General features: G+C 56.8%; 23 protein-coding genes. 7 read left to right on the top strand and 16 right to left on the bottom strand.

Translation table 11 applies throughout. From position 1 onward, the window contains the following. Positions 1–17 precede the first annotated feature (17 nt). Entirely contained in the window at positions 18–545 is a 528-nt protein-coding gene (locus HVX72_RS00195) for an SRPBCC domain-containing protein (RefSeq protein WP_181822306.1), read from the bottom strand. Between the two features lie 97 nt (positions 546–642). Beyond that, positions 643–1,095, bottom strand: coding sequence for a DUF1198 domain-containing protein (locus tag HVX72_RS00190; RefSeq protein ID WP_181822305.1), 453 nt, complete (start codon positions 1,093–1,095; stop codon positions 643–645). A 99-nt stretch (positions 1,096–1,194) separates the two neighbouring features. Here HVX72_RS00190 and HVX72_RS00185 point away from each other — a divergent pair, with 99 nt between their 5' ends. Further along, positions 1,195–2,097 (top strand): LysR family transcriptional regulator, encoded by a 903-nt coding sequence (locus HVX72_RS00185; protein WP_181822304.1) that lies wholly within the window; start codon positions 1,195–1,197, stop codon positions 2,095–2,097. Here HVX72_RS00185 and HVX72_RS00180 read toward each other — a convergent pair. The 8 genes from HVX72_RS00180 to ivbL all read right to left on the bottom strand — a co-directional run bounded on the left by HVX72_RS00180 (position 2,085) and on the right by ivbL (position 10,485). After that, positions 2,085–3,089, bottom strand: coding sequence for an alpha/beta hydrolase (locus HVX72_RS00180; protein ID WP_181822303.1), 1,005 nt, complete (start codon positions 3,087–3,089; stop codon positions 2,085–2,087). The two genes, HVX72_RS00185 and HVX72_RS00180, sit on opposite strands and share 13 nt — an antisense overlap. A gap of 162 nt (positions 3,090–3,251) precedes the next feature. Beyond that, positions 3,252–4,643, bottom strand: coding sequence for a hexose-6-phosphate:phosphate antiporter (uhpT, locus tag HVX72_RS00175; RefSeq protein WP_181822302.1), 1,392 nt, complete (start codon positions 4,641–4,643; stop codon positions 3,252–3,254). Positions 4,644–4,784: 141 nt separating this feature from the next. Then, positions 4,785–6,113, bottom strand: a complete 1,329-nt coding sequence (locus HVX72_RS00170; protein ID WP_181822301.1) for an MFS transporter — start codon at positions 6,111–6,113, stop codon at positions 4,785–4,787. A 9-nt stretch (positions 6,114–6,122) separates the two neighbouring features. After that, positions 6,123–7,625: a signal transduction histidine-protein kinase/phosphatase UhpB gene (gene uhpB, locus HVX72_RS00165; RefSeq protein WP_181822300.1), complete on the bottom strand. Its 1,503-nt coding sequence runs from the start codon at positions 7,623–7,625 to the stop codon at positions 6,123–6,125. Next, the gene (gene uhpA, locus HVX72_RS00160) at positions 7,622–8,215 is read right to left on the bottom strand and encodes a transcriptional regulator UhpA (RefSeq protein ID WP_042287167.1); all 594 of its coding nucleotides are present in this window, start codon (positions 8,213–8,215) and stop codon (positions 7,622–7,624) included. Before uhpA ends, uhpB begins: the two co-directional genes overlap by 4 nt. A 77-nt stretch (positions 8,216–8,292) precedes the next feature. Further along, positions 8,293–8,583 (bottom strand): acetolactate synthase small subunit, encoded by a 291-nt coding sequence (gene ilvN, locus HVX72_RS00155; RefSeq protein ID WP_012908032.1) that lies wholly within the window; start codon positions 8,581–8,583, stop codon positions 8,293–8,295. Positions 8,584–8,586: 3 nt separating this feature from the next. Continuing rightward, positions 8,587–10,281, bottom strand: coding sequence for an acetolactate synthase large subunit (gene ilvB, locus HVX72_RS00150; protein WP_060569980.1), 1,695 nt, complete (start codon positions 10,279–10,281; stop codon positions 8,587–8,589). Between the two features lie 105 nt (positions 10,282–10,386). Then, positions 10,387–10,485, bottom strand: a complete 99-nt coding sequence (ivbL, locus tag HVX72_RS00145) for an ilvB operon leader peptide IvbL (RefSeq protein ID WP_042287173.1) — start codon at positions 10,483–10,485, stop codon at positions 10,387–10,389. 523 nt (positions 10,486–11,008) lie between these two features. Between ivbL and tisB the strand changes: the two genes are divergently transcribed. The 3 genes from tisB (at position 11,009) to emrD (ending at position 13,473) form a co-directional block, all read left to right on the top strand. Further along, positions 11,009–11,098 carry a type I toxin-antitoxin system toxin TisB gene (tisB, locus tag HVX72_RS00140; protein WP_042287176.1) on the top strand — a complete coding sequence of 30 codons (90 nt, stop codon included), beginning with the start codon at positions 11,009–11,011 and terminating at the stop codon, positions 11,096–11,098. A 125-nt stretch (positions 11,099–11,223) separates the two neighbouring features. Continuing rightward, entirely contained in the window at positions 11,224–12,057 is an 834-nt protein-coding gene (locus HVX72_RS00135; RefSeq protein WP_181822299.1) for a DMT family transporter, read from the top strand. A 231-nt stretch (positions 12,058–12,288) separates the two neighbouring features. Next, complete coding sequence (emrD, locus tag HVX72_RS00130) at positions 12,289–13,473, top strand: multidrug efflux MFS transporter EmrD (RefSeq protein WP_181822298.1); 1,185 nt, start codon at positions 12,289–12,291, stop codon at positions 13,471–13,473. 16 nt (positions 13,474–13,489) lie between these two features. On the opposite strand, the gene dsdC is transcribed toward emrD, so the two are convergent. Next, positions 13,490–14,419: a DNA-binding transcriptional regulator DsdC gene (gene dsdC, locus HVX72_RS00125; protein WP_042287184.1), complete on the bottom strand. Its 930-nt coding sequence runs from the start codon at positions 14,417–14,419 to the stop codon at positions 13,490–13,492. A 226-nt stretch (positions 14,420–14,645) separates the two neighbouring features. Here dsdC and dsdX point away from each other — a divergent pair, with 226 nt between their 5' ends. Beyond that, positions 14,646–15,983, top strand: coding sequence for a D-serine transporter DsdX (gene dsdX, locus HVX72_RS00120; RefSeq protein WP_181822297.1), 1,338 nt, complete (start codon positions 14,646–14,648; stop codon positions 15,981–15,983). Positions 15,984–16,000: 17 nt separating this feature from the next. After that, on the top strand, positions 16,001–17,323 hold the full coding sequence (dsdA, locus tag HVX72_RS00115; protein ID WP_181822296.1) for a D-serine ammonia-lyase: 1,323 nt from the start codon (positions 16,001–16,003) through the stop codon (positions 17,321–17,323). Between the two features lie 52 nt (positions 17,324–17,375). Here the strand turns inward: dsdA and HVX72_RS00110 are convergent, their stop codons facing one another. The 5 genes from HVX72_RS00110 to HVX72_RS00090 form a co-directional block, all read right to left on the bottom strand. Beyond that, on the bottom strand, positions 17,376–18,488 hold the full coding sequence (locus HVX72_RS00110) for an anaerobic sulfatase maturase (protein WP_181822295.1): 1,113 nt from the start codon (positions 18,486–18,488) through the stop codon (positions 17,376–17,378). Further along, positions 18,485–18,847 (bottom strand): DUF202 domain-containing protein, encoded by a 363-nt coding sequence (locus HVX72_RS00105; protein ID WP_060569974.1) that lies wholly within the window; start codon positions 18,845–18,847, stop codon positions 18,485–18,487. Before HVX72_RS00105 ends, HVX72_RS00110 begins: the two co-directional genes overlap by 4 nt. Beyond that, positions 18,837–19,184, bottom strand: a complete 348-nt coding sequence (locus tag HVX72_RS00100; RefSeq protein WP_042287198.1) for a YidH family protein — start codon at positions 19,182–19,184, stop codon at positions 18,837–18,839. Before HVX72_RS00100 ends, HVX72_RS00105 begins: the two co-directional genes overlap by 11 nt. A gap of 101 nt (positions 19,185–19,285) precedes the next feature. Beyond that, positions 19,286–20,779, bottom strand: a complete 1,494-nt coding sequence (locus HVX72_RS00095) for a sulfatase-like hydrolase/transferase (protein ID WP_042287202.1) — start codon at positions 20,777–20,779, stop codon at positions 19,286–19,288. Continuing rightward, complete coding sequence (locus tag HVX72_RS00090) at positions 20,776–22,491, bottom strand: solute:sodium symporter family transporter (protein WP_181822294.1); 1,716 nt, start codon at positions 22,489–22,491, stop codon at positions 20,776–20,778. Before HVX72_RS00090 ends, HVX72_RS00095 begins: the two co-directional genes overlap by 4 nt. Before the next feature lie 167 nt (positions 22,492–22,658). Between HVX72_RS00090 and HVX72_RS00085 the strand changes: the two genes are divergently transcribed. Beyond that, entirely contained in the window at positions 22,659–23,534 is an 876-nt protein-coding gene (locus HVX72_RS00085; RefSeq protein WP_060569971.1) for an AraC family transcriptional regulator, read from the top strand. Positions 23,535–23,561: the final 27 nt, after the last annotated feature.

The raw sequence follows: 23,561 nt of genomic DNA, 5'->3' as shown, positions 1-23,561 counted from the left end.
TCAAAAGTGTGACGGATTTAACGTTTCGACAACTTTTCTTGCATCGCCGCATTCGCCAGCCCGACGATCCATTCCTGGTGCCCGTTAATCATCGGATTCGGCACGGTGCGAGCAAGTTCCTGGGCAGGAACGCCTTTTTGCGACTCCTGAGTCAGAATACGGACGCGGTTTCCCGGCAAGTCTTCAAACAGCCAGGCGTGGATCACATCCAGACGCGCCATCTCATCCCCTTCCACCCAGCCGTGCCATGCGATCCGTGCGGCTTCACCGTCCACGGGTGGAACATACTCCGTGACCTGCGCCTCAACCGGGAAGCCAAAGGTCGTGAAGCGAAAGCGAGCGTTGGCGCTCAGTTCCGGACCGCTGCCGTCGTGAAAACGGATATCTTCGGCGTTGCTGTAGTAGTTCGGCCACAGGGTTGTGTCGTTAAGCTGCGCCCAAATCTCTTTTGCGCTCAGCCCGGCGACGATGATTTCGTTGGATGCAAAGTTATCGGTGGTGCCTGGCAGGTAGTCGTTCGGCCAGATAATGGCGGATTGTTTCATGGTTCACCTCATCAGCGAGTGGATGAGGTGATGGTGCGCCTGTGGCAGATATAAATCTAATGACGATGCTTTATACTCTTCATCACGTTTCGTGATATCAGTGAAGATAAAACACGCCCTCTTCGGGGAGGAAAAGCTGGTTATAGCGCAGCTGGAAGGCGTTAAGCTCCTGCGGATCGGGTTCTATCTCGCGCATGAAGCCGAGCGCGAGGCGGATTTGCGCATCGGTGATTGGCGCGGCCAGACGGGCTTTACGCAGCATGCGGTGCCAGGTATGCAGATTCTCTTCGCTCCCGTCGACAACGCAGACCTGCCAGATCAGCAGCACCTGGGCGGCATTTTGCAGGTGCGCCTCGTCGGGGCGCTCGAGGTAGCGAATAAACTCATTGCCCGGCGTTTTGCCGAACTGGTCAATCATCGACTCGACCGGCATCGGGGTGACTCCCAGACGCTCGCTTAAACGTTTGATGGCGCGGCGGGAATCGGAAGTCAGGACGCGAAACCCAACCACAAACACCACGGCAAGCGTTGCCAGCATTATCCAGACCATGCGTTCTCCTTAGACTAGCCGCCCATCATAGCGGGAAACGCAATGCGTCGACAGCGGGCAGCGCCATAATAGTGAACGGAAAAGAGGTGGAAAATCGTCATGAAAGCGGATCTGCGCACGCTGGATCTTAACCTGCTGAAAACGCTCGACGCTCTGCTGGACGAGCGCAGCGTCACCCGCGCGGCGGCGCGTCTTGCTCTGACCCAACCTGCGGTCAGCGGCATGCTCAACCGCCTGCGGGACTACTTCGACGATCCGCTCTTTATCCGCGCCCCGCACGGCATGGTGCCAACCACGCGTGCGGAAGCGCTGGCCGCTCCGGTGAAGCGTATTCTCGCGGATATTGACGTGCTGCTTCAGCCCGTTGCCTTTGACCCTAATACCGCTCGCCTCACCTTCACTCTTGCCGCTACGGATTATGCACTTCGAGCGGTTGTTGTGCCGTTTATCGCCGCCCTTAAGGCACAGGCGCCTGGCATCCGCGTGCGCGTGGTGCCCGTTACCCCCGGCAGCCTTGTCAGCCAGCTTGAGCAGGGCGATATTGACGTGGCGTTGATCACCCCCCATACCACGCCCGAGGAGCTTCACAGCCGTGCGCTTTATGATGAACGGTACGTATGCATGATGCGCGCCGATCATCCAAACGCCGGAGAACCAATGACGGTAGACCGATTTTGCGCCCTGGAGCATGTGCTGGTCTCTTACGAGGGAGACGGCTTTCGCGGGGTAACCGATAGCGCGCTGGAGAAAATTGGCCGGACGCGGCACGTAGGACTCTCGGTGAGCCACTTTTTAGTCCTGCCGGACGTGCTGGCCCTCAGCGATATGATTGCCGTCGTGCCGTCACGCATCGCGGAAAATCAGACGGGGATGTTCGTCTGCGAGACGCCAGTTCCCGTGCCTGGCTTTACCAAAAGCATGGCCTGGCACGGCAGAACGCACCGCAATCCCGCGCAGGCGTGGCTGCGCGGGCTGTTACTGCAAACCAGTCAGCGAGCCTGAAGCCCCTTAAGCAGCGCCTCGTGGAAGCGCGCGGGGTCCTGCATCTGCGGCGCATGGCCCATGTCGTTAAATTCCACCAGCGTCGCGTGCGGGATGCGCTTCGCCGTCTCCTTTCCCAGCACCGCATAGTTGCCGAGCGTCTTGCGGATCTCCGGCGGGGCGAGATCTTTCCCGATGGCGGTATTGTCCTTCGTTCCGATCATCAATAATACCGGCATGTTGAGTTCGCTAAATTCGTAGATCACCGGCTGGGTGTAGATCATGTCGTAGAGCAGCGCCGAGTTCCAGGCCACACGTTCTTTTCCCGGCCCGTTGTTCAGCCCGGCGAGCATGGTGACCCAACGCTCGTACTCCGGCTTCCACTCTCCGGCGTAGTAGGTATTTTTCTCGTACTGACGAATGCCGTCGGCGCTGACCTTCAGCTCGCGCTGATACCACTGGTCGACCGTAATGTGCGGCACGCCGCGCGCTTTCCAGTCCTCCAGGCCAATCGGGTTGACCATCACCAGCTGCTCCACCTGCTGCGGCCACATCAGCGCGTAGCGGGTCGCCAGCATGCCGCCGGTGGAATGCCCGATCACCGTCGCCCGTTCAACGCCCAGCTTCTCCAGTAGCGCATGGGTATTATCCGCCAGCTGCTGGAAGGTGAACTGATAGCTCTCCGGCTTGGTGGATTTACAGAAGCCAACCTGGTCAGGTGCCACCACGCGATACCCGCTGGCTGAAAGCGCGCGGATCGTGCCATCCCACGTTCCGGCACAGAAGTTTTTGCCGTGCATCAGCACCACGGTGCGGCCATTGGGTTTTTCCGGCTTCACGTCCAGATAAGCCATATCCAGAGATTGTTGCTGCGAGGTAAAGGTAAAGTGCTGAACCGGCCAGCCGTAGTCGAAACCTTCCAGCTTCTCGCCGTATGTGGGGGCATCCGCAGCCATTGCGGGGGTTGCCAGCGCCATCAACAGCGCCAGACAGGATAATCGTCGGGACATCATGCAAGCTCTCCAGGAAATAAAGGTCAAAGGCTGCGCGAAAGGCGGCAGCAAAATAACACTGTAGAGCATCAGACGGAGCGGGTGTGTAAAGCGGGGTAAAAAGTGGAGTTCAGAACAAAAAAGCCCGGCATCACACACCGGGCAAAGAAGTTACCTGCACACTCAGGCTACTTTTAATTTCTGGGCACGATTTTCACGGCGGATCTTACGTTCTTCCAGCACCGCCACCATCGCCATCAGGACGATACAGCCAATCGCTGCCGCATCCAGCGCCGCGAAGGTGCCCGCCCAGCCGGTGAGGCCGAAAATCGGCGTGCCGTCGGCGATCATCCCCAGGCCCAGCTTGGCGAAGCTGTCGCCGATCAGGTAGGCGAAGGTGCCTTTGATCCCATCGGCGGCGCCGATCGCTTTTTTCGGCACGAAGCCGACCGCCGCCACGCCGATCAGCAGCTGCGGGCCAAAGACGAGGAAGCCGAGCGCAAACAGGGACGCCAGGTAGACATACTGGTTGCTGGCGTGCTGGTATACGCCGAGCGTGGCGATAATCAGCGCCAGCGCGATACACGCCACCAGCGCGCGACGGCCGTTGGCGAGATCCGAGAGCCAGCCCCACAGCAGCGTGCCGACCAGCGCGCCCACTTCGAACAGGGTAAAGCCCTGAATCGCCACCTCTTTCGAGAGCTTCAGCTCCTGGAAAGCATACACGGTTGACCACTGGTCGATGCCGATGCGCACGACGTACAGGAAGATATTCGAGAAGCACAGCAGCCAGATCACTTTGTTTTTCAGCACGTATTCAACAAAGATCTGCCATTTGGACATCTCGTTCTCTTCGGTCTCTTTGTCCTCTTCGCTGATCTCCTCACCGAACAACTCTTCGGCTTTGCCGAGACCGTAAGATTCCGGGGAATCGCTGCCGAAGCGCAGGCCGATAAAGCCGACAATCAGGGCGATAACCGACGGAAAGATAAACATACCGATCACGTGGCCGTCGAACAGGACGTTCGCGCCGAACAGCGCCACGCCAGCCGCGCCCGCGCCGCCGAGGTTATGAGAGATGTTCCAGAAGCCAAGGAAGGTGCCGCGCTTGCGCCGCGGGGTCCATTTGGTGATGGTGGAGTAGCTGCACGACCCGCCGGTACTCTGGAAGAAACCGCTCAGGGCGTAGAAGGCGATCATCAGGAACAGGCTGACAGAGCCACTGCCCATGCTGGCGCTGAAGCCGAGCATACAGATCGCCGAGAGGATCAGCATAAACGGCAGGAACTGCTTGGTATTCTTACCGTCAGCATAATAAGAAACCAGCGTTTTCCCCACCCCATAGGTGATGGAGAAGCCAAGGCCAATCATCCCCAGTTGCGTCATGCTCAGCCCGTAGGTCGAGATCATGTCGTTCTGGGCGATGTTAAAGTTTTTGCGGATCAGGTACATGGTCAGGTAGCCGATAAAGACCACCAGATAAGACTGCATGAACGGTTTGAACCACATCTTACGCCGCACATCGAGCGGCAGATCCAGGGTCGGCTTGCGCACCTGATTCAGAAAGGCCAGCATAGATCTCTCCCGAGCTAATTTTTTACCTGCGAATGGCAGGCATTGTAAAAATCAGCCGGGAGAGATGCCTGAGACAGCGTCCAGGTAAAACCGGGAAAATGTCTTAGTTTTGTCCCGTTTGCGGCGAAAAGGTGAGGTACATCACGCTTCGCTGACCATGCGCGGCGCCTGTGCGTTTAAAAATGGCAGCAGCAAGAGTGCAGAAATGCCCGATGCCACGCTAATCACCACAAAGAATCCCGTCCAGTGCCAGATCTCCAGCACCTGCGCCAGCGGCCAGCCGGAGAGCGAGGCGCCAAGATAGGCAAACAGCCCGACAAAGCCGGTGGCCGCGCCCGCCGCCTCTTTGTGCGAACACTCCGCCGCCGCCATGCCGATCAGCATCTGCGGGCCGAACACGAAGAAGCCTGTGGTGAAGAAGCACGCCGCCTGCATGACGTAGCTGGCGAACGGCATCAGCCACAGCGAGCCGACGGAAAGCAGGATCCCGGCGGCAAAAATGAGGTTCATCGGGCCGCGGTTGCCGTTGAACAGTTTGTCCGAGCCCCAGCCCGCCACCAGCGCGCCGATAAATCCGCCCAGCTCGAACATGGTCACCGCCGAGTTGGCGGTCACCAGATCCACATCCAGCGTCTCGGACATATACAGGTTGCCCCAGTCGTTGATGGCCGCGCGCACCACGTACACCAGCACATAACAGAGCGACAGCAGCCAGATGTACGGGTTAAGCAGCACGTATTTGGTGAGGATCGCTTTACGGTTAAGGCCTGCGCCCTCCTGTTGCTGGGCAATCTCCAGCGCATCGTGCCGCCAGTCGCCCACGGGCGGTAGACCCACGGCCTGGGGGCGGTCGCGCAGCCGCCAGCACAGCACAATGCCGACGGCAATCGCCAACGTTCCGGCAATCATCATCCCCGCCCGCCAACCGTAGTGCAGCGCGGTGGCGGCCATCACGATGGGGATCAGCGCGCCGCCGACGTTGTGTGCAGTATTCCAGATAGCCCACCAGCCGCCGCGCTCGTTGCGCGAGTACCAGGCGGTGAGCAAACGCGCGCACACCGGCGCGCCCCATCCCTGGAAAAAGGCGTTCAGCGCCCACAGTAGCGCAAACGCCCACAGCGAGGAGGAAAAGCCGAAAAGAATATTCACCATGCCAGTGGCGATAAGTCCTGCCCCCATAAAGTATCTCGCGTTCGAGTGGTCGCTGACGACACCCGACACAAACTTCGACAGACCGTAGGTGATATAAAACAGCGTCGCCAGCAGACCGATATCGCTGCGGGTCAGCACGCCGCTGGCGAGGATCTCCGGCACGGCGGCATTGAAGCTCTTACGGGTAAAATAAAACAGCGCATAGCCAAGCCAGATGGTTAACAGAATATGCCGTCGCCAGTAGCGGTAGTGGGCATCAATTTCCTGTTTATCGGTCATCAACGGCGCGCTGGCCGGGGCCTTTAAAAACTGAAACATCGCCGCTCCTTAGGCATAACGCTGCGGCAACGAAACGCTGACGCGCGTGCCGTGAGTACAGGAAATAGAGAGCGAACCGCCGAGCGCCGTCACGCGTTCCCGCATACCAGTCAGGCCAAATCCCTGCTGACCGGAGCCCGGCGGCAGGCCGCAGCCGTCATCTTCAATCACCAGCATCAGGCGCTCGTCCTGCTGCCAGCCCTGTATCGTGACCGCGCTGGCGCTGGCATGTTTGACGATATTGTTCAGCCCTTCCTGACAGACGCGGAACAGCGTCACCCGCTGGCTTTCGCTGAGCGCAGACTCGTCTATCCGCCAGTCGAGATGGCTGATGATGCCGCGGCTTTCCAGCTCCATTTCACGCATCAAAGAACGTATGGCCTGTTCAAGCGTAAGATCGTCCAACTGACGTGGGCGCAGGCGCCCCAGCAGACAACGTACCGAATCGTACACGCCGAGCGACAGCTGTTCGATCAACTGCCCGCTCTGCTTCGCGCCGCCGTTATCTCCCGCCAGTCGCTGAACGATACCGGCCTGGGTGCGGATGGCGGTAACGGTCTGACCGATGTCATCATGCAGCTCGCGCGCCACCTCCCGGCGTACGCTCTCTTCAGTTTCCAGCAGCCGTTCCGCCAGTCGGTGGTTGCGCGCCAGTTCGTTTTGCAGCGACTGGTTCAGCTCGCGCAAGCGTTGGATCCCTGCGCCAAGCAGCAGTCCGGTGAGGCTTTGCGCCAGCAGTGAAAGCAGTAAATCCACCGGATGATCGTGCCAGGTCTGGCTGGCGATCAGCGCGATGGCGTTCATCAGCGTCGCAATCAATGCTCCCTGCCAGCCGTAGTGCCAGGCGAGCGCGATGATCGGCAGCGCCAGACAAAACGGCGTGAAGCGCGATAATTCAGCGGGCAGACCAAGCTGTAGCCACAGGCTGACCACAAACAGCAGCAGATACCAGATGAGATGCCGGGCGCGCCAGTTTACCGGCTGCGAAACCAGCGCCGGACCAAGCGGCAGCCAGATGGCGCTGGTGAGATAATGCCAGAACACCAGACAGATGGGGGCCAGCGTTAAGCCGCCGGTGAGCGTCAGCAGCAGGGCGTTCCACGCCTGCTCTCCCTGCCCAAGCCAGGGCAAGGACTGCAACAGCGCCGCTGCGGTGAGAGCGGCCCCCTGTAGCAACAATGTGCGCCAGTCGCGCTGGTGACGGTAACGGGAGATCAGCGCCACCGGTATCAGCGTTAGCGCACTGCCGATTATCAATAATATCGGGTGCGCCAGCGCCACTTCCTGCGCCAGCCAGAGAACCAGCAGCCACTCCGCGCCAAGCAGCACCGGCCAGTAGCCGCGCGGGCATTGCAACATCAACCCCAGGCGCAGGCCGAAGGGGAACAGCAGCACCGCCAGCTCAGGGCGCTCCACCAGATGCAGGCTGATGCTCCACAGGCAAAACCAGGCGGCGGAGAAGATAAAAAAGCAGGCAATTACGGTGATAAATCGGGAAAGAAGCGTGTTCATTGCCAGCCGTCAAACATTCTGCGCGCCAGCTCAACGTCATTGTTGACGCCCAGTTTTTCCATCAGATTCGCGCGATGCACGTGCACCGTTTTAGGCGAGAGGCCCAGCTCGGCGGCAATCTCTTTGACCGCCATCCCTTGCGCCAGTTTTTCCGCCACCTGACGCTCGCGTTTTGTCAGCGGATCCTGCCTGCCCGCTGCCAGCTTGATGGCGATATCCGGGGTCAGATAGCAGCCGCCGGTCGCAACCGTATGCACAGCGGCAATCAGCTCGTCCGGGCTGCAACGTTTGGAAAGAAATCCCCGTGCGCCGGCGTTTAGCGCCTGCTCCACCAACGCCGGGCTGTCATGTACCGAAAGCATGATGGTCGCCATGCCTTTTGGCAGTTGACTCAGCAACGCCAGCCCGGAAACGTCGGGCATTGAGATGTCGCAGATACACACCTGCACGCCGCGCCCCGGCAGGCCAGCAAGCGCCTCACGCCCGGAACCAAACTCAGCCACCACCTGAAAATCAGGCTCAAGGTTCAGAAGCTGGGCGAATCCAGAGCGGACGATAAGATGGTCGTCGATAAGGGCGATGGTGGTCATAGCGCGTTCCTGGCGGGCGGATAAAAAAACGCGCTTACCTTAACGATAAGCGCGCGGGTGTTCAAGCAATGAGCGATTTATTCGAAGAATACCGCAATTTTGTTAAACATGGTGGGATCGGACTGGTTGCGCACCACTTTCGCCACATCTTCTAGCTTGTCGATCTGGGCGATCATCTGCTCAAGACGTTGATCATCGTTCACCAGTAGCCAGATGCGGCTTTGGTCGCTGCCCTGAATCGGCAGGCAGAGGATCCCTTCCACGTTAAACGCGCGACGGGCGAACAACCCACAGACGTGCGTCATGACGCCGGGATGGTTACGGACGGTGAGTTCCAGAATAACGTTTTCATGTGATTGTTTCTGCATGGCTTATTCCCCCACCATCTCAGTATTGGCCGCGCCCGGCGGTACCATCGGATACACTTTTTCTTCTGCATCAATACGCACGTGGATCAGCGCCGGACCCGGACGGCTGATGATTGCCTGCAGCGCCGCCTGCGGGTCGGCTTCGTTATTTAAATCGCAGGTTTCCAGACCAAACCCGGCGGCAATTTGCATAAAGTTAATCATTCCCGGATAAGTGGCGGCAAACACACCCTGCTTGTAAAACAGGCTCTGCTGCTGATGCACCAGCCCCAGCGCTTCGTTATTCATCAGGATGATTTTCACATCCAGTTGGTTTTCGCTGGCGGTCGCCATCTCCTGAATGTTCATCATCAGGCTACCGTCGCCGGAGAAGCACAGCACTTTTTTGTCCGGGTTCGCCAGCGCCGCGCCAATCGCCGCGGGCAGGCCAAAGCCCATGGTGCCCAGACCGCCGGAGGTCAGCCACTGGCGCGGACGGTTCAGCGGATACGCCTGCGCCGCCCACATCTGGTGCTGCCCCACATCGGTGGTAATAATCGCGTTGTCATCCACGCAGGCGGCTACGGCGTTAATCAACCCGTAGTGGCTGAGCGGATCGCTTTCCTGCGGAATGGTACACGGGAACTCGCGCTGCAGATCGCGCACCAACTGATGCCACTCCGTGCGCGGCTGCGCCTCAATCTGCGGAATTAACTGTGTCAGCACTTCGTCCACGTCCGCCTGAATAGCCACGTGCGGCTGCTTGATTTTGCCCAGCTCGGCGCGGTCGATATCCACGTGAATAATTCTGGCGTTCGGGCAGAACTGTTCGGTTTTGCCAATCGCCCGGTCATCAAAACGCGCGCCCAGCACCACCAGCAGATCGGCCTCCTGCAGGATGTAGTTGGTACTGCGCGCGCCGTGCATCCCCAGCATACCCAGCGACAACGGATGCGCCTTCGGCAACATGCCCAGCGCCATCAGCGTCATGGTGGTCGGCAACTGCGCTTTTTCCGCCAGTTGGCGTACCCGCTCAGGGGCGTTAATCACGCCGCCGCCGAGATACAGCACCGGACGCTTCGCCGCGTTAATCATTGCCGCCGCGTCGCGCACGCTCTGCTCGCTAAAGGCTGGCGCCGCCATTTTCTCCGCCGGAACCGGCATCGCGTCGATCTCAAAAACTGCGGTCTGGACGTCCTTAGGTATGTCTATCCACACCGGGCCAGGACGACCTGACTGAGCAAGGCGAAAGGCGTCGCTCATCACCTGCGGTAATTCATCGATATGCCTGACCAGATAGTTGTGTTTAGTGATGGGGATAGAAATGCCGTAGGTGTCGACTTCCTGGAAGGCGTCGGTGCCAATCATCGACGCCGGAACCTGGCCGGTGATGCAAACCAGCGGGATAGAGTCCAGACGCGCATCGGCGATAGCGGTCACCAGGTTGGTTGCGCCAGGCCCGCTACAGGCCATACAAACGGCGGGTTTGCCGTCGGTGCGCGCCATGCCCTGGGCGATAAAACCGGCTCCCTGCTCATGACGCGCCAGAATATGACGAATTTGCGTGCTCTGGCTTAAGGCGTCGTAGACGGGGAGTATCGACCCGCCTGGAATACCGGTGACAATCTGAATACCCTGTCGCTCCAGAAAATGAACGATAAATTCCGCGCCGGTAAAGCGCTTACGCGTGGATGTTGCTGTTGTGCCCGAACTTGCCATGCTCCAGTCCTTTTTTCTTGGCCGGGGCGCCGGGCAGGTCTCTAAACGAAAAACCCCGCCCGGTTTGCGCCGGCGGGGTTTTGGAATCGTGTGTTGTTCCGGACCCTACGGCGCATTGCCGACGACCACCACCACACGCACGACGACCGCTGCGCGAGATGGCGCAGTGTTTAGTAGGGTCGCAGTCAGCATGAAAGGGGTCATTAGGGGCCTTGTCTGTTTATTCATTAACTGGATTTATACAAGCACAGCTTTTTAAGCGAGACAATGGAAAAAATTTCATCTACTTGAAAATGCGTCAACGATCACGTTTCAGGAAAAAAACGCTAAAAACAAAAAACCCCGCCGGAGCGAGGTTTTTTCAGCGTAATGCGGTTGGTGACCGCAAAGCACACTGTGTTATGTCAACAGCAAAAGTATACGCGTTCTGTGAGGAACACGCAATTTCGGCGCGAATTTTGACGTTTTTGAGTATGGATCAGAAGATTAAATCTGTCCATAAATTACTGTTCATCCATACAGTATTTATCTATAATAACTCAGTACACAGTGTGTCAGGTGGGGCCGCATCGTTAACCGGCGCAATGAAGTCCTGGCTGAAACGGGTGGTGCCGTCAGCGCCTTAACCCCCCCAGAGAGCACACTGTGTTATGTCAACGAAGGTGCTGGCAACAGGCGGCGGAAAGGCACGTCAGCACCGTGCTCCTTTTACCATAAGGAGACGCGTATGAGCCTCGTGGATATCACCATTCTTATCCTGAAACTCATTGTTGCAGTTATGCAACTGCTTGATGCTGTTCTGAAATATTACAAGTAATTCAGATTCAAGTCGCACCAAAGGGGAGCGGGCAACCGCTCCCCTTTCACATGGCGCTTTCCCCGGATGCGTGCGTCCGCTGGTTATGTTACGTTTTTATGACACTCCCTGACGATGCCTGAGCCATGACCCTTTCCGTTTTCTGTATTTTGCTGTTCGCCGCACTGCTGCATGCCAGCTGGAACGCCATCGTGAAAGCCGGAAACGATAAGCTGTATGCCGCTATCAGCGTCAGCGGATCGGCCGCCATCATGGCGTTAATCTTCCTGCCTTTCTCGCCGCAGCCCTCAAGCGCCAGCATCCCGTTTTTAGCCGCCTCAACCGCCCTGCAGGTCATTTACACCGTGCTGGTCGCGCGGACGTATCAGGTTTCGGACATGAGCCAAACCTACCCGCTGATGCGCGGCACTGCGCCGTTACTGGTCGCGGTTATCAGCGTGTTGTTTCTGGGGGACAGTCTGTCGTCACTGGCGTGGACGGGTATTGCGGTGATCTGCCTGGCAATCCTCGGCATGGCTTTTAACGGTCGCGCCAGCTCGCAGCAGGGCATTGTGCTCGCACTGATTAACGCCTGTTTCATTGCCGGATACACGCTGGTAGACGGTACCGGCGTCAGGCTGTCGGAAACCGCGCTGGGCTATACGCTGTGGACCTTTTTCCTCAACGGTTCGTGTCTGCTCGGCTGGGCAATGCTTGCCCGGCGTCGCGAAGCGTCGCGCTATCTGGCACAGCACTGGAAAAAAGGGATTTTTGGCGGTATCGGCACCATGGGCTCCTATGGCCTGGCGCTGTGGGCAATGACCCTGGCGCCGCTGGCGGTGGTCGCCGCGCTGCGGGAAACCTCCATTCTGTTTGGCGCGCTGATCGCCTGGCTTCTGCTGAAAGAGCGAGTCGCCGGACTGCGGCTGGTAGCCGCCGGAGGCATTGCCGCCGGGGCGATTTTACTGCGTCTGTCGTGAGGCGTGACAGTCGCGTGGCGGCGCTTACGCCTTATCCGACAGCGATGTAACCTGATTCATTCCGGCAACATTTATTGCCGCTATTTGTTTACATTTCCTGCCGTTCAGCTGTTTTTCATTACTGCCTGCTCACTGGCCTTCTGCGTTTTGTGTGGTAGATTTCACTCGCATTTATGGGAATGCACAGCACCTTATTCTTATTTTTTCTCTTTTTGAAAAGTAATCAGCGAAATGAAAAGGCAGAGAAGCGTCAATTTGTTGTTGATGTTGGTACTACTTGTGGCGGTAGGTCAGATGGCGCAAACCATTTATATCCCCGCCATCGCCGATATGGCGCGAGATCTGAACGTCCGGGAAGGGGCCGTTCAGAGCGTAATGGCGGCCTATCTTCTGACTTACGGCGTGTCGCAACTGATCTATGGTCCCCTGTCTGACCGTGTGGGCCGTCGCCCGGTGATCCTCGTCGGGATGTCCATTTTTATGCTCGCCACCCTTGTTGCCATTACCACCCATAGCCTGACGGTACTCATTGCCGCCAGCGCGCTACAGGGGATGGGTACCGGCGTCGGCGGCGTGATGGCGCGTACCCTGCCGCGTGACCTGTACGAAGGCACGCAACTGCGCCACGCCAACAGTCTGCTGAATATGGGGATTCTGGTCAGCCCGCTGCTGGCTCCCCTGCTCGGCGGCCTGCTGGATACAATGTGGAACTGGCGCGCCTGTTACGTTTTCCTGCTGGTGCTTTGCGCGGGCGTCACCTTCAGCATGGCGCGCTGGATGCCGGAAACGCGCCCGGTGGGTGCGCCACGCACGCGACTTATCGTCAGCTATAAAACCCTGTTCGGCAACGGCGCATTTAACTGTTATCTGCTGATGCTGATTGGCGGTCTGGCCGGGATTGCGGTATTTGAAGCCTGTTCCGGCGTGCTGATGGGCGCCGTACTCGGCCTGAACAGCATGGTGGTCAGCATTCTGTTTATCCTGCCGATTCCGGCGGCGTTTTTCGGCGCGTGGTTTGCCGGTCGGCCGAATAAGCGCTTTTCCACACTGATGTGGCAGTCAGTGATTAGCTGTCTGATGGCGGGACTGATGATGTGGGTCCCCGGCTGGTTCGGCGTGATGAATGTCTGGACGCTGTTGATCCCCGCTGCGCTGTTTTTCTTTGGCGCAGGAATGCTGTTCCCGCTGGCGACCAGCGGCGCAATGGAGCCGTTTCCGTTTCTCGCCGGGACGGCGGGCGCACTGGTCGGCGGCCTGCAAAATATCGGCTCCGGCGTGCTGGCCTGGCTTTCGGCGATGCTGCCGCAAACCGGCCAGGGCAGTCTCGGTCTGTTAATGTCTTTGATGGGACTGCTGATTTTACTTTGCTGGTTGCCGCTGGCGTCCCGCCTGTCGCATCAGGGACAGGCCATTTAACCCTGGCAGGCCGGGTTTAGCGTCCGGCCTGTTCGTGTAACCAGCCGATAAACGCCTCGATTTTCGGCCACTGCCTGCCGGGCAGCGTTGTCATGTAATAATGTTGATGACAGGTTAAGGCCATTTCACCGAATGGGGCGACCAGCTCACCACTCTCCAGACGTTTCTGCACCAACCGCTTACGCCCCATCGCCACGCCAATATGATTCATTGCGGCAATCACCGCTAAATCCGAACGATCGAAGCCAATCCCTGACGATTGCGGCAAATTCACCTCAAAATGCTGCGCCCAGCTGTACCACTCGTCGGTTCCCGAATCGTTGCTCCACGCCTGACGATCGTGCAGCAGCGTACAGTGACGCAGATTTGCCAGCCGTCCCTCCAACGCGAAACGGCGCGCATAGTCCGGGCTGCAGACCGGCAGAATGGCCTCATCCATTAAAAAATGGTGCGCCAACTGTGCAGACGGTGCGTCGTCGAAGTAGATCGCCAGGTCAACCCCGGCCCGCTGTAAATTGACGTTGTCGTTTCCGGTCAGGATTGTCAGGGAAATGGAGGGATAACGTCGGGTAAAGTCGCCCAGCGCAGGTACCAGCCAGCATTGCGCAATGGATGGTCGCGAATAGACGGTAAGGGTCCCGGACAGTTCCTGATTCTTAATATCGAGTATTTCCTGGTTCAGCGTATCCAGTGATGACTTCAGCGCCCAGAATACCCGCTTGCCTTCATGGGTCAGCTCAACCTTACGGTGCGACCGCACGAACAGCTGAATCCCCAGTTCCTCTTCCAGTTGGTTAATGCGATGGCTGATGGCGCTCGGCGTGAGCGAGAGTTCGTCGGCCGCCAGGGCAAACGATTGATGCCGGGCCGCCACTTCGAAAGTGTAGAGTTTAGAGAGCTGCCAGCCGTTCAGTAGCTGGTTGCGTACGTCGCGAACAGGTTCCATCGATGCCTCAGTAAAAACAATCCCTGACAAAGTGTAAAAAATCGCGCGCAAAAATTCAGCACTAAGATGAACTACAGTGAATCAGATCGCAATTACGCCTCTTTTTTCGACATATATCACCTGTTTGGTTCAATCTGGTTCATGTGAAAGCGTATTTATATCGTTTGTCAGCGCGTGCTGTTTTTTCGTCCAATGGAAGCAGGTAAATCACAGGGCAAGGTGAGATATGCACTCTCAAATCTGGGTTGTGAGCACGCTGCTGGTAAGCATCGTGTTAATTGTATTGACCATCGTGAAATTCAAATTCCACCCGTTTCTGGCGCTGTTGCTCGCCAGCTTCTTCGTGGGAACCATGATGGGCATGGGACCGCTGGACATGGTCAATGCCGTTGAAAGCGGGATCGGCGGTACGCTGGGCTTCCTCGCCGCAGTTATCGGGCTTGGCACCATTCTTGGCAAAATGATGGAAGTTTCCGGCGCGGCGGAACGCATCGGGTTGACGCTCCAGCGTTGCCGCTGGCTCTCCGCCGACGTCATTATGGTGCTGGTGGGGCTGATCTGCGGGATCACCCTGTTTGTGGAAGTGGGCGTGGTGCTGCTCATTCCGCTGGCGTTCTCTATTGCGAAGAAAACCAATACCTCGCTGCTTAAGCTCGCCATTCCTCTTTGTACCGCGCTGATGGCCGTCCACTGCGTGGTGCCGCCGCACCCGGCTGCCCTGTTTGTGGCGAATAAACTGGGCGCGGATATCGGTTCGGTGATCGTTTACGGCCTGCTGGTAGGGTTGATGGCGTCGCTGGTTGGCGGGCCGCTGTTCCTGAAGTTTCTCGGCAACCGCCTGCCGTTTAAGGCAGTACCGGCCGAGTTTTCCGATCTTAAGGTGCGCGAAGAAAGTACGCTGCCGTCTTTAGGCGCAACGCTGTTTACCGTGCTGCTGCCCATTGGCCTGATGCTGCTGAAAACCGTCGCAGAGTTAAACATGGCCAAAGGCAGCACGTTGTATACGCTGCTGGAGTTTATCGGCAACCCAATTACCGCCATGTTCATCGCCGTCTTTGTGGCTTATTACATTCTTGGCCTGCGCCAGCAGATGAACATGGGCACGATGTTGACCCACACCGAAAACGGCTTCGGTTCGATTGCCAATATCCTGCTGATTATCGGTGCTGGCGGCGCGTTTAACGCGATCCTTAAAAGTAGCGGACTGGCGGATACGCTGGCGGTGATCCTCTCGAACATGGATATGCATCCGATCCTGCTGGCCTGGCTGGTGGCGTTGATTCTTCATGCCGCGGTCGGTTCCGCCACTGTCGCGATGATGGGGGCAACGGCGATTGTCGCCCCGATGCTGCCGCTCTATCCCAACGTAAGTCCTGAGATCATCGCCATTGCCATCGGTTCCGGCGCCATTGGCTGCACGATCGTGACCGATTCCCTCTTCTGGCTGGTGAAGCAGTATTGTGGCGCAACGCTGAATGAAACGTTCAAATACTATACGACTGCGACATTTATCGCCTCGGTCATTGCGCTGGCCTGCACATTCCTGCTTTCCTTTATCATCTGAATGCAAAGAGACGTACTATGGAAAACATTCAACAACTCATGACCCGTTATCCCCTGGTAGAGGATCTGGTGGCGCTGAAAGAAACCACCTGGTTTAACCCTGCCACGACCTCTCTTGCAGAAGGTTTACCCTACGTGGGGTTAACGGAAGCCGACGTTAAAGGTGCGCACGCCCGGCTGGCCCGCTTTGCGCCGTATCTCGCTAAAGCCTTTCCGGAAACCGCTGTTAGCGGCGGGATTATTGAATCTGACGTGGTGGCGATTCCGGCAATGCAACAACGGCTGGAAAAAGAGTATGGACAGGCCATCAGCGGCGAAATCCTGCTCAAAAAAGACAGTCATCTGCCAATCTCCGGCTCCATTAAAGCCCGTGGCGGCATTTATGAAGTGCTGGCTCACGCAGAGAAACTGGCGCTGGAAGCCGGTCTGTTGACCACCGAAGATGATTACAGCGCGCTTCTCCGTCCGGAGTTCAAAGCCTTTTTCAGCCAGTACAGTATTGCGGTAGGTTCAACAGGCAATCTCGGGCTGTCGATCGGTATTATGAGCGCCCGCATCGGCTTTAAGGTCACCGTGCATATGTCCGCTGACGCCCGCGCGTGGAAAAAGGCTAAACTGCGCAGCCACGGCGTTACCGTGGTTGAGTATGAAGAGGATTACGGCGTGGCGGTGGAGCAGGGGCGCAAGGCGGCGGAGGCCGACCCGAACTGCTTCTTTATCGACGATGAAAACTCGCGCACGCTGTTTTTAGGCTATGCGGTGGCCGGGCAGCGTCTGAAGGCGCAGTTTGAAAAACAGGGGCGGGTGGTGGACGCCGCGCATCCGCTGTTTGTCTATCTGCCGTGCGGCGTGGGCGGCGGTCCTGGCGGGGTGGCGTTTGGTCTTAAACTGGCCTTCGGCGACCATGTTCACTGCTTTTTCGCCGAACCAACCCATTCGCCGTGTATGCTGCTCGGCGTGTATACCGGCCTGCATGACGCGCTCTCGGTGCAGGACATTGGGATTGATAACGTGACCGCCGCTGACGGGCTGGCCGTGGGACGCGCCTCAGGATTTGTTGGCCGGGCCATGGAGCGCCTGCTGGACGGGCTATATACCCTCGACGATCAGACCATGTACGACATGCTGGGCTGGCTGGCGCAGGAAGAAAATATCCGTCTGGAACCGTCAGCACTGGCGGGTATGGCCGGGCCGCAGCGCGTTTGCGCCTCGGCAGACTACTTGCGAATGCACCGTTTTACGCCGTCTCAGCTCGCCAGCGCGACGCATGTGGTCTGGGCAACCGGCGGCGGCATGGTGCCGGAAGCGGAAATGGCGCAATACCTTGCGAAAGGGCGTTAGTTTCCTGTTGAAACAGGCAGGATGGCGCAGTGCGTAACCGGTCTGCCGCCACTTAGCGCAGCATCGCCATCAGTTCCATCGGTGAGCGATGCATTTTAATGAGGTCGCGCATCACCCGCATATATGGCGCAGTATGGGAAAAAAAGGCTCTGTAGCCCGCGCACAGCGGGCTTTTTCCTGAGGCATCCCGATGTTTAGGGCAGTCGCCATGGCAGAATTTTAGCCAGACGCAGCGCTGACAGGTTGCGGTCAGGGTGGTGTTTTTACTGCGACCAAATGCCTCCACCTGCGGCATCTCATTGATGACTTTCAATAACGTGTGATGAATATTACCTAACAGATACTGCGGATAAACGTAATGGTCGCACTGATACAGATCGCCATTCGCCTCCAGCGCAAACGCATGACCGCAGGTTTTACTTAACGCACACATCTGAGACGGGTAGCCGCACCATACGCCCAGCGTCGAATCGAAAAGCTGGATATAGACGCGGCCAATATCTTCCCACACCCAGAGGTCAAACACGCAGCTCAAAAAATCCCCCCACGCCCGCGGCTCGACGGACTCTGCGCTCAACGCGCCGGTTTCGTCATATTCCACCAACGGAATAAACTGCAAAAACGGCGTGCCGAGCTGACGAAGATAGCGATACATTTCCTCCGGCTGCTGGCTGTTCAGCCGATTGATCACCACCAACAGGTTGAACGCGACGCGATGCGCGACAAGCTTCTCCAGTGCGTTGATGACGTTATGATGGGTTGGACGCCCGCTTCGGCTCACGCGATACGCGTCGTGCAGCGCCGCCGGACCATCCAGCGACAGTCCAACCAGCCAGCCGTTGTCATGCAGAAAACGACACCAGTCGTCATTAAGTACTATGCCATTTGTCTGGAAGGCGTTGCGGATCTGTTTCCCCTCGCCGTACTGTTTTTGTAAGGCAACGACGCGGTGGAAAAAATCCAGGCCACAAAGGGTCGGTTCGCCGCCCTGCCAGGCAAACAGCACCTCCGGCCCTGGCTGCGCAGCAATATGTTGCTGGATAAACGCCGTGAGCGTGGCGTCATCCATCACTGGCTGGGTGGGTTTATCGATATAAAAACAGTAACGACAATCAAGGTTACAACGTGAACTGGCCGGCTTGGCCATGACCTGACATCCTGTCATGCGAAATTCCCGATAAAGGCAATAAGTTGGCGAATGTGCGTAACAGCAAACAGTATTGCGAGGGATAACACCGCGAGGGAGATCATAAATTTGTCACGCACTGCTCTGGATTGCGAAAAATCCGGGTGCGTCACGTCCATCAGGTTACGATTCAGGGTATAGCGCCAGAGGATAATCGCGACCACCGCCAGCACCGCGATGGAGACCCAGAACAGAAATCCGGCCTGATGCCAGTTGTGTTTGACCGCCAGCGCCATCAACGCGCCATAGCCCAGCAGTGTGCGAAACCAGGCCAGCGATGTGCGTTCAGGCTGTAACCCGGGGTCGGCAATCCGCCGCGCTTTCCGGCTATCCGGCATACAGCACCAGCGCGATGACGATCGCCGCCACAACCATCAAAATCAGGCTGATAATCAGCAAGCTATGCGTGTAGGGTAAATCTTCTTTCAGGCGCATCGCCTTTTCGTTACGCAGCCAGCGAAGATAGCCGTAAATCGCCAGACCGCCCGAAAACAGGCACAGCAGTAGCGCCAACAGTTCACGAATCACCGGCGTGGCGAAATCCGGCGCGAGCTGGTCGAGACCGACGCCTGCCGCCAGAAAACCCAGCGCGGTGCGGATCCACGCCAGAAATGTACGCTCGTTTGCCAGCGAGAAGCGGTAGTCCGGCGCTTCTCCAAGGCGGGAAATCTTCATCAGGACTCCTTTTCATCAATATTGCCTGGCGCCGGGGCGGCTGACGCCTTATTCGGCCTACGGTTATGCGTAAACGCAGGCCGGGCAAGCAAACATTGTAGTCAGAACTTCTGTTTTTTCTCCTCCACTTTCACGCCCTGAGTGGGCAAACCGGTATCGTAATCACGCACAACCGGCGAATAACCGTCTTCAGGACGCGGGCGGAAAGCGCCCATCCAGCGCGGCTGCGCGTCTTTGCGCCACGGGCGCAGACTCCACTGGTACGTTCGAAACGGATCGCGGATTTTGTCCATATAATCCAGTAGCGCATCGTGCATCGCGTTGCGAACCTCGGTGAAACCGGGGTCATCGATCAGGTTATTTAACTCATCCGCATCGTTTTTCCGGTCATAGAGTTCATCAGTAGTGAACAGGTTAAGCACCAGCTTGTATTCCTCCGTCACCCAGCAGCGCACCGGAATAAATCCGCCAAAGCTGTCGTGTTCAATCTCGTAGCGGTTGAACTCCACCATCACGCCGCGCGGCGAATGCGCGGCCAGAATATTTTCACCCGGCAGAATATCCGGCTTATCCATACCCGCCAGCGCCATCAGGGTCGGCAGCAGATCGATATGGCTGACCGGCGTATCCACCTGGCGGCGCTCGCCCTGTGGCGAACGGATGATCAGCGGTATGCGCGTGATGTCATCGTACATCGCCGCCCCTTTACTGATCAGCCGATGCGCGCCCATCATTTCGCCATGATCGGACGTGTAGATCACCCAGGTATTTTCCCGTTGCTCCGGCGTTAAAGCATTAATGACCCGTCCGATCTGATCGTCAACAAAATCATTGCAGGCGAAGTAGAGCGGGTGGTAATAGCGCCCGTCTTCGCCCACCGGCGAGGGCATCGCCTGGGACCACAAGCGATGATGTTCAGGCTTGTTTGCCAGCGTATCGCGCGCTTTCGCCCCCAGTTCGTAATAAAAATCCTGATATTTCTGCAAATACGCAACCGGGCAGGTAAACGGATGGTGCGGTTCGTCGTAGGAGACAACCATCAAAAATGGCTCGTCAGCGCGGGCGGGCTGGTGAAGAAAATCCACCGCCCGGTTGCTGATGCGATACGCCCAGGTAAACGTCTCATCAATGTTGTTGGCCTGTAAATCGTCTATGCTGTTCAGGCCGTTACGCCACAAGGCGATCTCTTTCTCACTCAGTTCCGCCAGGTAATTCGCCCCGTCGTACCAGTAGTCAGCGTCCCATTCAGGCGGGCATTCGCCAGTCCCAAAATAGTCGTGCCCGTCAAGATGCCATTTCCCGATATAACAGGTGTGGTAGCCCGCATCTTTAAAATAACGCCCCATCGTGGAGATATTTTTCCCCGGCGCGACATTGTTCGTCCACGGTCCGGACTGATTGGCGTAGATGCCGGTAAACAGTCCCGCGCGGGCGGGCGTGCACACCGGCGAACAGGTAAAGGCGGAATTGAAGCGGATGCCTTCGGCGGCCAACTGGTCAATATGATGCGTGTTCAGCGGCTTACCGCTGTAACACCCAACCATATTGGTTGCCTGAGTGTCGGTCATGATGAACAGAAAGTTAGGCCGGGTCATGCGTTTTCCTTAGCGTCAGGGACACAGGTCGCAGCGGCAGAACGGCGGGTCTGCCAACTGCTGTAGATCAAATAAAAAATGACCAGCGCTGTTATGCCGTAACTGAGAATGGTCAGCCAGCGGGTAGAATAACCACCAAACTGCGCGAGGCCGGAATAGACGCCAATCATGGCGGACAGGATGCCAACGGAGGCGATCTTCGCGTTTTTCCACGGCTGCATGTCCACCGCAAACGCGTCCTGAAACCTGAACGGCGTGGCGCGCGGTTTGATCGCGCCGATGATGAGCATGACGAAAACATTGATGCAGAAGGTACAGGCCAGGACATAGAGGAAGTGAAAATCAAACTTCACCAGATAGTTGATGGTGATATAACTGACAATTCCCAGCGCCATCGCCACTTTTGCCGCCAGGGCAGGAATCCGCGGGAAGAAAAAGCCCATGATAATAATCGTCACCAGCGGTACGTTATAGATGCCGTTAAGCTGTTTCATCCAGCTGTAAAGCCCTTCCGGCGCGTTGGCGATCCACGGCGCCACCAGAACGGAAATAATGGCGATGAAGAAGCCGAATTTACGTCCGACGCGCACAAGCTGGTCTGGTTGCGCCTGCGGGTTGATGATGCGGCGATAAATGCCCATGCTGAATAACGTGCTGGCGCTATTAAGAAAACCGTTGAAGGTGCTGATCACCGCACCAAATAATACCGCGCCAAAAAAGCCCACCAGCGGAACCGGCAGCACATTATTCACCAGCGTCGGGTACGCCATATCCGCTTTAGGTAAATCCTGATACAGGTGAAACGCAATCAATCCCGGCAATACCAGCACCAGCGGGTCGAGCATTTTCAGTACGGCGGTTAATAGCGCCCCTTTTTGCCCTTCCGCCAGGCTTTTCGACGCCAGCGTGCGCTGCACAATGCCCTGATTTGTGCACCAGTAAAAAGTGTTTACCAGAATCAGGCCGGTAAACGCCGCGCCAATGGGCAACGGATCGTTCGCCCCGCCAATGGAGTTTAATTTTTCCGCATGCACGGTAGTGAGCTGTTCAATACCCTGTAAAAAACTGCCTTTCCCCATGGCCATTAAGCCAAATATGGGCACTAACAGACCGCCAATCACCAGACCGATACCGTTGATAGAGTCGGCCACCGCCATTGCCCGCAGACCGCCGATAACCGCGTAAATAATCCCCGCCAGCCCGAGTAAAATAACCAACAGCCAGATCGCCGCGCCGTGGGATATTTGCAGCGATTCGCTGATATGAAACAGGCTGTTTAACGCCAGCGCGCCGGAATACAACACGATCGGCAGAAAACAGACGCCAGTCGCAATCAGAAAGCAGAAGTCAATAATAATGCGCGTCGTTTTGTCATAGCGCTCTTCAAGAAAATCAGGAATGGTAGCAATTCCACGCTGGAGATAACGCGGCAGGAAGATCAGCGCGAGGAAAATTAAGGTAACAGCGGACGTCACTTCCCATCCCATGACCGACATCCCGCTCTTGTACGCCTGGCCAGAAAGGCCCACCAACTGTTCGGTGGACAGGTTGGTCAGCATTAACGACGCGGCGATAACCGGCGCTTTCAGTGAACGCCCCGCCAGAAAATATCCCTGTTGCGAACCGGTATCCGTTTTGCGTACTTTCCACCAGGTGATCGCCGCCACCAACAGCGTAAAGCCGACAAAGCTCATAATTTGTAGCGTATTCATCTCTTAGCCCTTTTAGTGTTTATGTCCCGGCGCGCTCGGTGTAGGGAGGAGCAATAACAGGCCGGTTCAGGCAGTCAGATTTCTTAAAGTACATACGTCATATCCCTGAACGGATCCTTTTCTGTTATGTTCAGGTTGTGAGCATAATTCTCCGGCGAGAAATTAAAATGAATGGAAATTTGCAAAGTTCGCATGTAAAAAACGAAACGACGTACAATATTCCGCTGTTGATTAATGAAAATGTGATCTCCAGCGGCATTTCATTGATATCGCTGTGGCACACCTTCGCCGATGAACAGTATCGGGTTATTTGGCCACGCGATAAGAAAAAACCGCTAATCGCCAACGCCTGGGTCGCTGTGTATACCGTTCAGGGGTGCGGGAAAATACGCTTAAAAGACGGCGAACAAATTACACTTAATGGCAATTGCATCATTTTTTTAAAACCGACGGATATTCAGTCTTATCATTGTGACGGATTGCTGTGGGAACAATACTGGATGGAGTTTACGCCCACCAGCGTTATGGATATTCCTGTTCGTCAACAAAGCGTTATTTATCAGGGTGAGGATTATAATAATGAACTGGAATATGTCTCACAATTAATCACGTCGCCAGAGCCGATCAAAAATAACCTTGCCGTCGCGTTTCTCACCAAAATAATTTATCAGTGGATTTGTCTTATTGACGCAGAAGGTAAAAAAGATCCGCAACGTCTGCAAATTGAAAAACTTATTGCCACTCTCCATGCCAGTTTGCAACAGCGCTGGAGCGTCGCTGATATGGCGGCAACGCTTCCCTGTAGCGAAGCCTGGCTACGTCGGCTCTTTTTACGCTATACCGGCAAGACGCCGAAGGAATATGTACTGGATGCCCGGCTGGAACTGGCGTTGTCGCTGTTAAAGCAAGAGGGAAATACCGTCGGGCAGGTGGCGGACAGGCTCAACTTTTTTGATTCGTTTCACTTCAGCAAGGCGTTTAAACAGAAATTTGGCTATGCGCCATCGGCAGTGCTGAAACGTAAAAATGAGTATGCCGGATAAGCGCAATTCACAGCGCTATCCGGCAGC

Origin of the sequence: Citrobacter sp. RHB21-C05, from assembly GCF_013889015.1 — a bacterium.
GTDB lineage: Bacteria > Pseudomonadota > Gammaproteobacteria > Enterobacterales > Enterobacteriaceae > Citrobacter_A > Citrobacter_A sedlakii.
This window is presented reverse-complemented; position numbering and strand designations above follow the sequence as displayed.

Excerpts from the sequence above, each read along its gene's own strand:
- HVX72_RS00195 (WP_181822306.1), bottom strand. The coding sequence starts at position 545 with ATGAAACAATCCGCCATTATCTGGCCGAACGACTACCTGCCAGGCACC.
- HVX72_RS00190 (WP_181822305.1), bottom strand. The coding sequence starts at position 1,095 with ATGGTCTGGATAATGCTGGCAACGCTTGCCGTGGTGTTTGTGGTTGGG.
- HVX72_RS00185 (WP_181822304.1), top strand. The coding sequence starts at position 1,195 with ATGAAAGCGGATCTGCGCACGCTGGATCTTAACCTGCTGAAAACGCTC.
- HVX72_RS00180 (WP_181822303.1), bottom strand. The coding sequence starts at position 3,089 with ATGATGTCCCGACGATTATCCTGTCTGGCGCTGTTGATGGCGCTGGCA.
- uhpT (WP_181822302.1), bottom strand. The coding sequence starts at position 4,643 with ATGCTGGCCTTTCTGAATCAGGTGCGCAAGCCGACCCTGGATCTGCCG.
- HVX72_RS00170 (WP_181822301.1), bottom strand. The coding sequence starts at position 6,113 with ATGTTTCAGTTTTTAAAGGCCCCGGCCAGCGCGCCGTTGATGACCGAT.
- uhpB (WP_181822300.1), bottom strand. The coding sequence starts at position 7,625 with ATGAACACGCTTCTTTCCCGATTTATCACCGTAATTGCCTGCTTTTTT.
- uhpA (WP_042287167.1), bottom strand. The coding sequence starts at position 8,215 with ATGACCACCATCGCCCTTATCGACGACCATCTTATCGTCCGCTCTGGA.
- ilvN (WP_012908032.1), bottom strand. The coding sequence starts at position 8,583 with ATGCAGAAACAATCACATGAAAACGTTATTCTGGAACTCACCGTCCGT.
- ilvB (WP_060569980.1), bottom strand. The coding sequence starts at position 10,281 with ATGGCAAGTTCGGGCACAACAGCAACATCCACGCGTAAGCGCTTTACC.
- ivbL (WP_042287173.1), bottom strand. The coding sequence starts at position 10,485 with ATGACCCCTTTCATGCTGACTGCGACCCTACTAAACACTGCGCCATCT.
- tisB (WP_042287176.1), top strand. The coding sequence starts at position 11,009 with ATGAGCCTCGTGGATATCACCATTCTTATCCTGAAACTCATTGTTGCA.
- HVX72_RS00135 (WP_181822299.1), top strand. The coding sequence starts at position 11,224 with ATGACCCTTTCCGTTTTCTGTATTTTGCTGTTCGCCGCACTGCTGCAT.
- emrD (WP_181822298.1), top strand. The coding sequence starts at position 12,289 with ATGAAAAGGCAGAGAAGCGTCAATTTGTTGTTGATGTTGGTACTACTT.
- dsdC (WP_042287184.1), bottom strand. The coding sequence starts at position 14,419 with ATGGAACCTGTTCGCGACGTACGCAACCAGCTACTGAACGGCTGGCAG.
- dsdX (WP_181822297.1), top strand. The coding sequence starts at position 14,646 with ATGCACTCTCAAATCTGGGTTGTGAGCACGCTGCTGGTAAGCATCGTG.
- dsdA (WP_181822296.1), top strand. The coding sequence starts at position 16,001 with ATGGAAAACATTCAACAACTCATGACCCGTTATCCCCTGGTAGAGGAT.
- HVX72_RS00110 (WP_181822295.1), bottom strand. The coding sequence starts at position 18,488 with ATGACAGGATGTCAGGTCATGGCCAAGCCGGCCAGTTCACGTTGTAAC.
- HVX72_RS00105 (WP_060569974.1), bottom strand. The coding sequence starts at position 18,847 with ATGCCGGATAGCCGGAAAGCGCGGCGGATTGCCGACCCCGGGTTACAG.
- HVX72_RS00100 (WP_042287198.1), bottom strand. The coding sequence starts at position 19,184 with ATGAAGATTTCCCGCCTTGGAGAAGCGCCGGACTACCGCTTCTCGCTG.
- HVX72_RS00095 (WP_042287202.1), bottom strand. The coding sequence starts at position 20,779 with ATGACCCGGCCTAACTTTCTGTTCATCATGACCGACACTCAGGCAACC.
- HVX72_RS00090 (WP_181822294.1), bottom strand. The coding sequence starts at position 22,491 with ATGAATACGCTACAAATTATGAGCTTTGTCGGCTTTACGCTGTTGGTG.
- HVX72_RS00085 (WP_060569971.1), top strand. The coding sequence starts at position 22,659 with ATGAATGGAAATTTGCAAAGTTCGCATGTAAAAAACGAAACGACGTAC.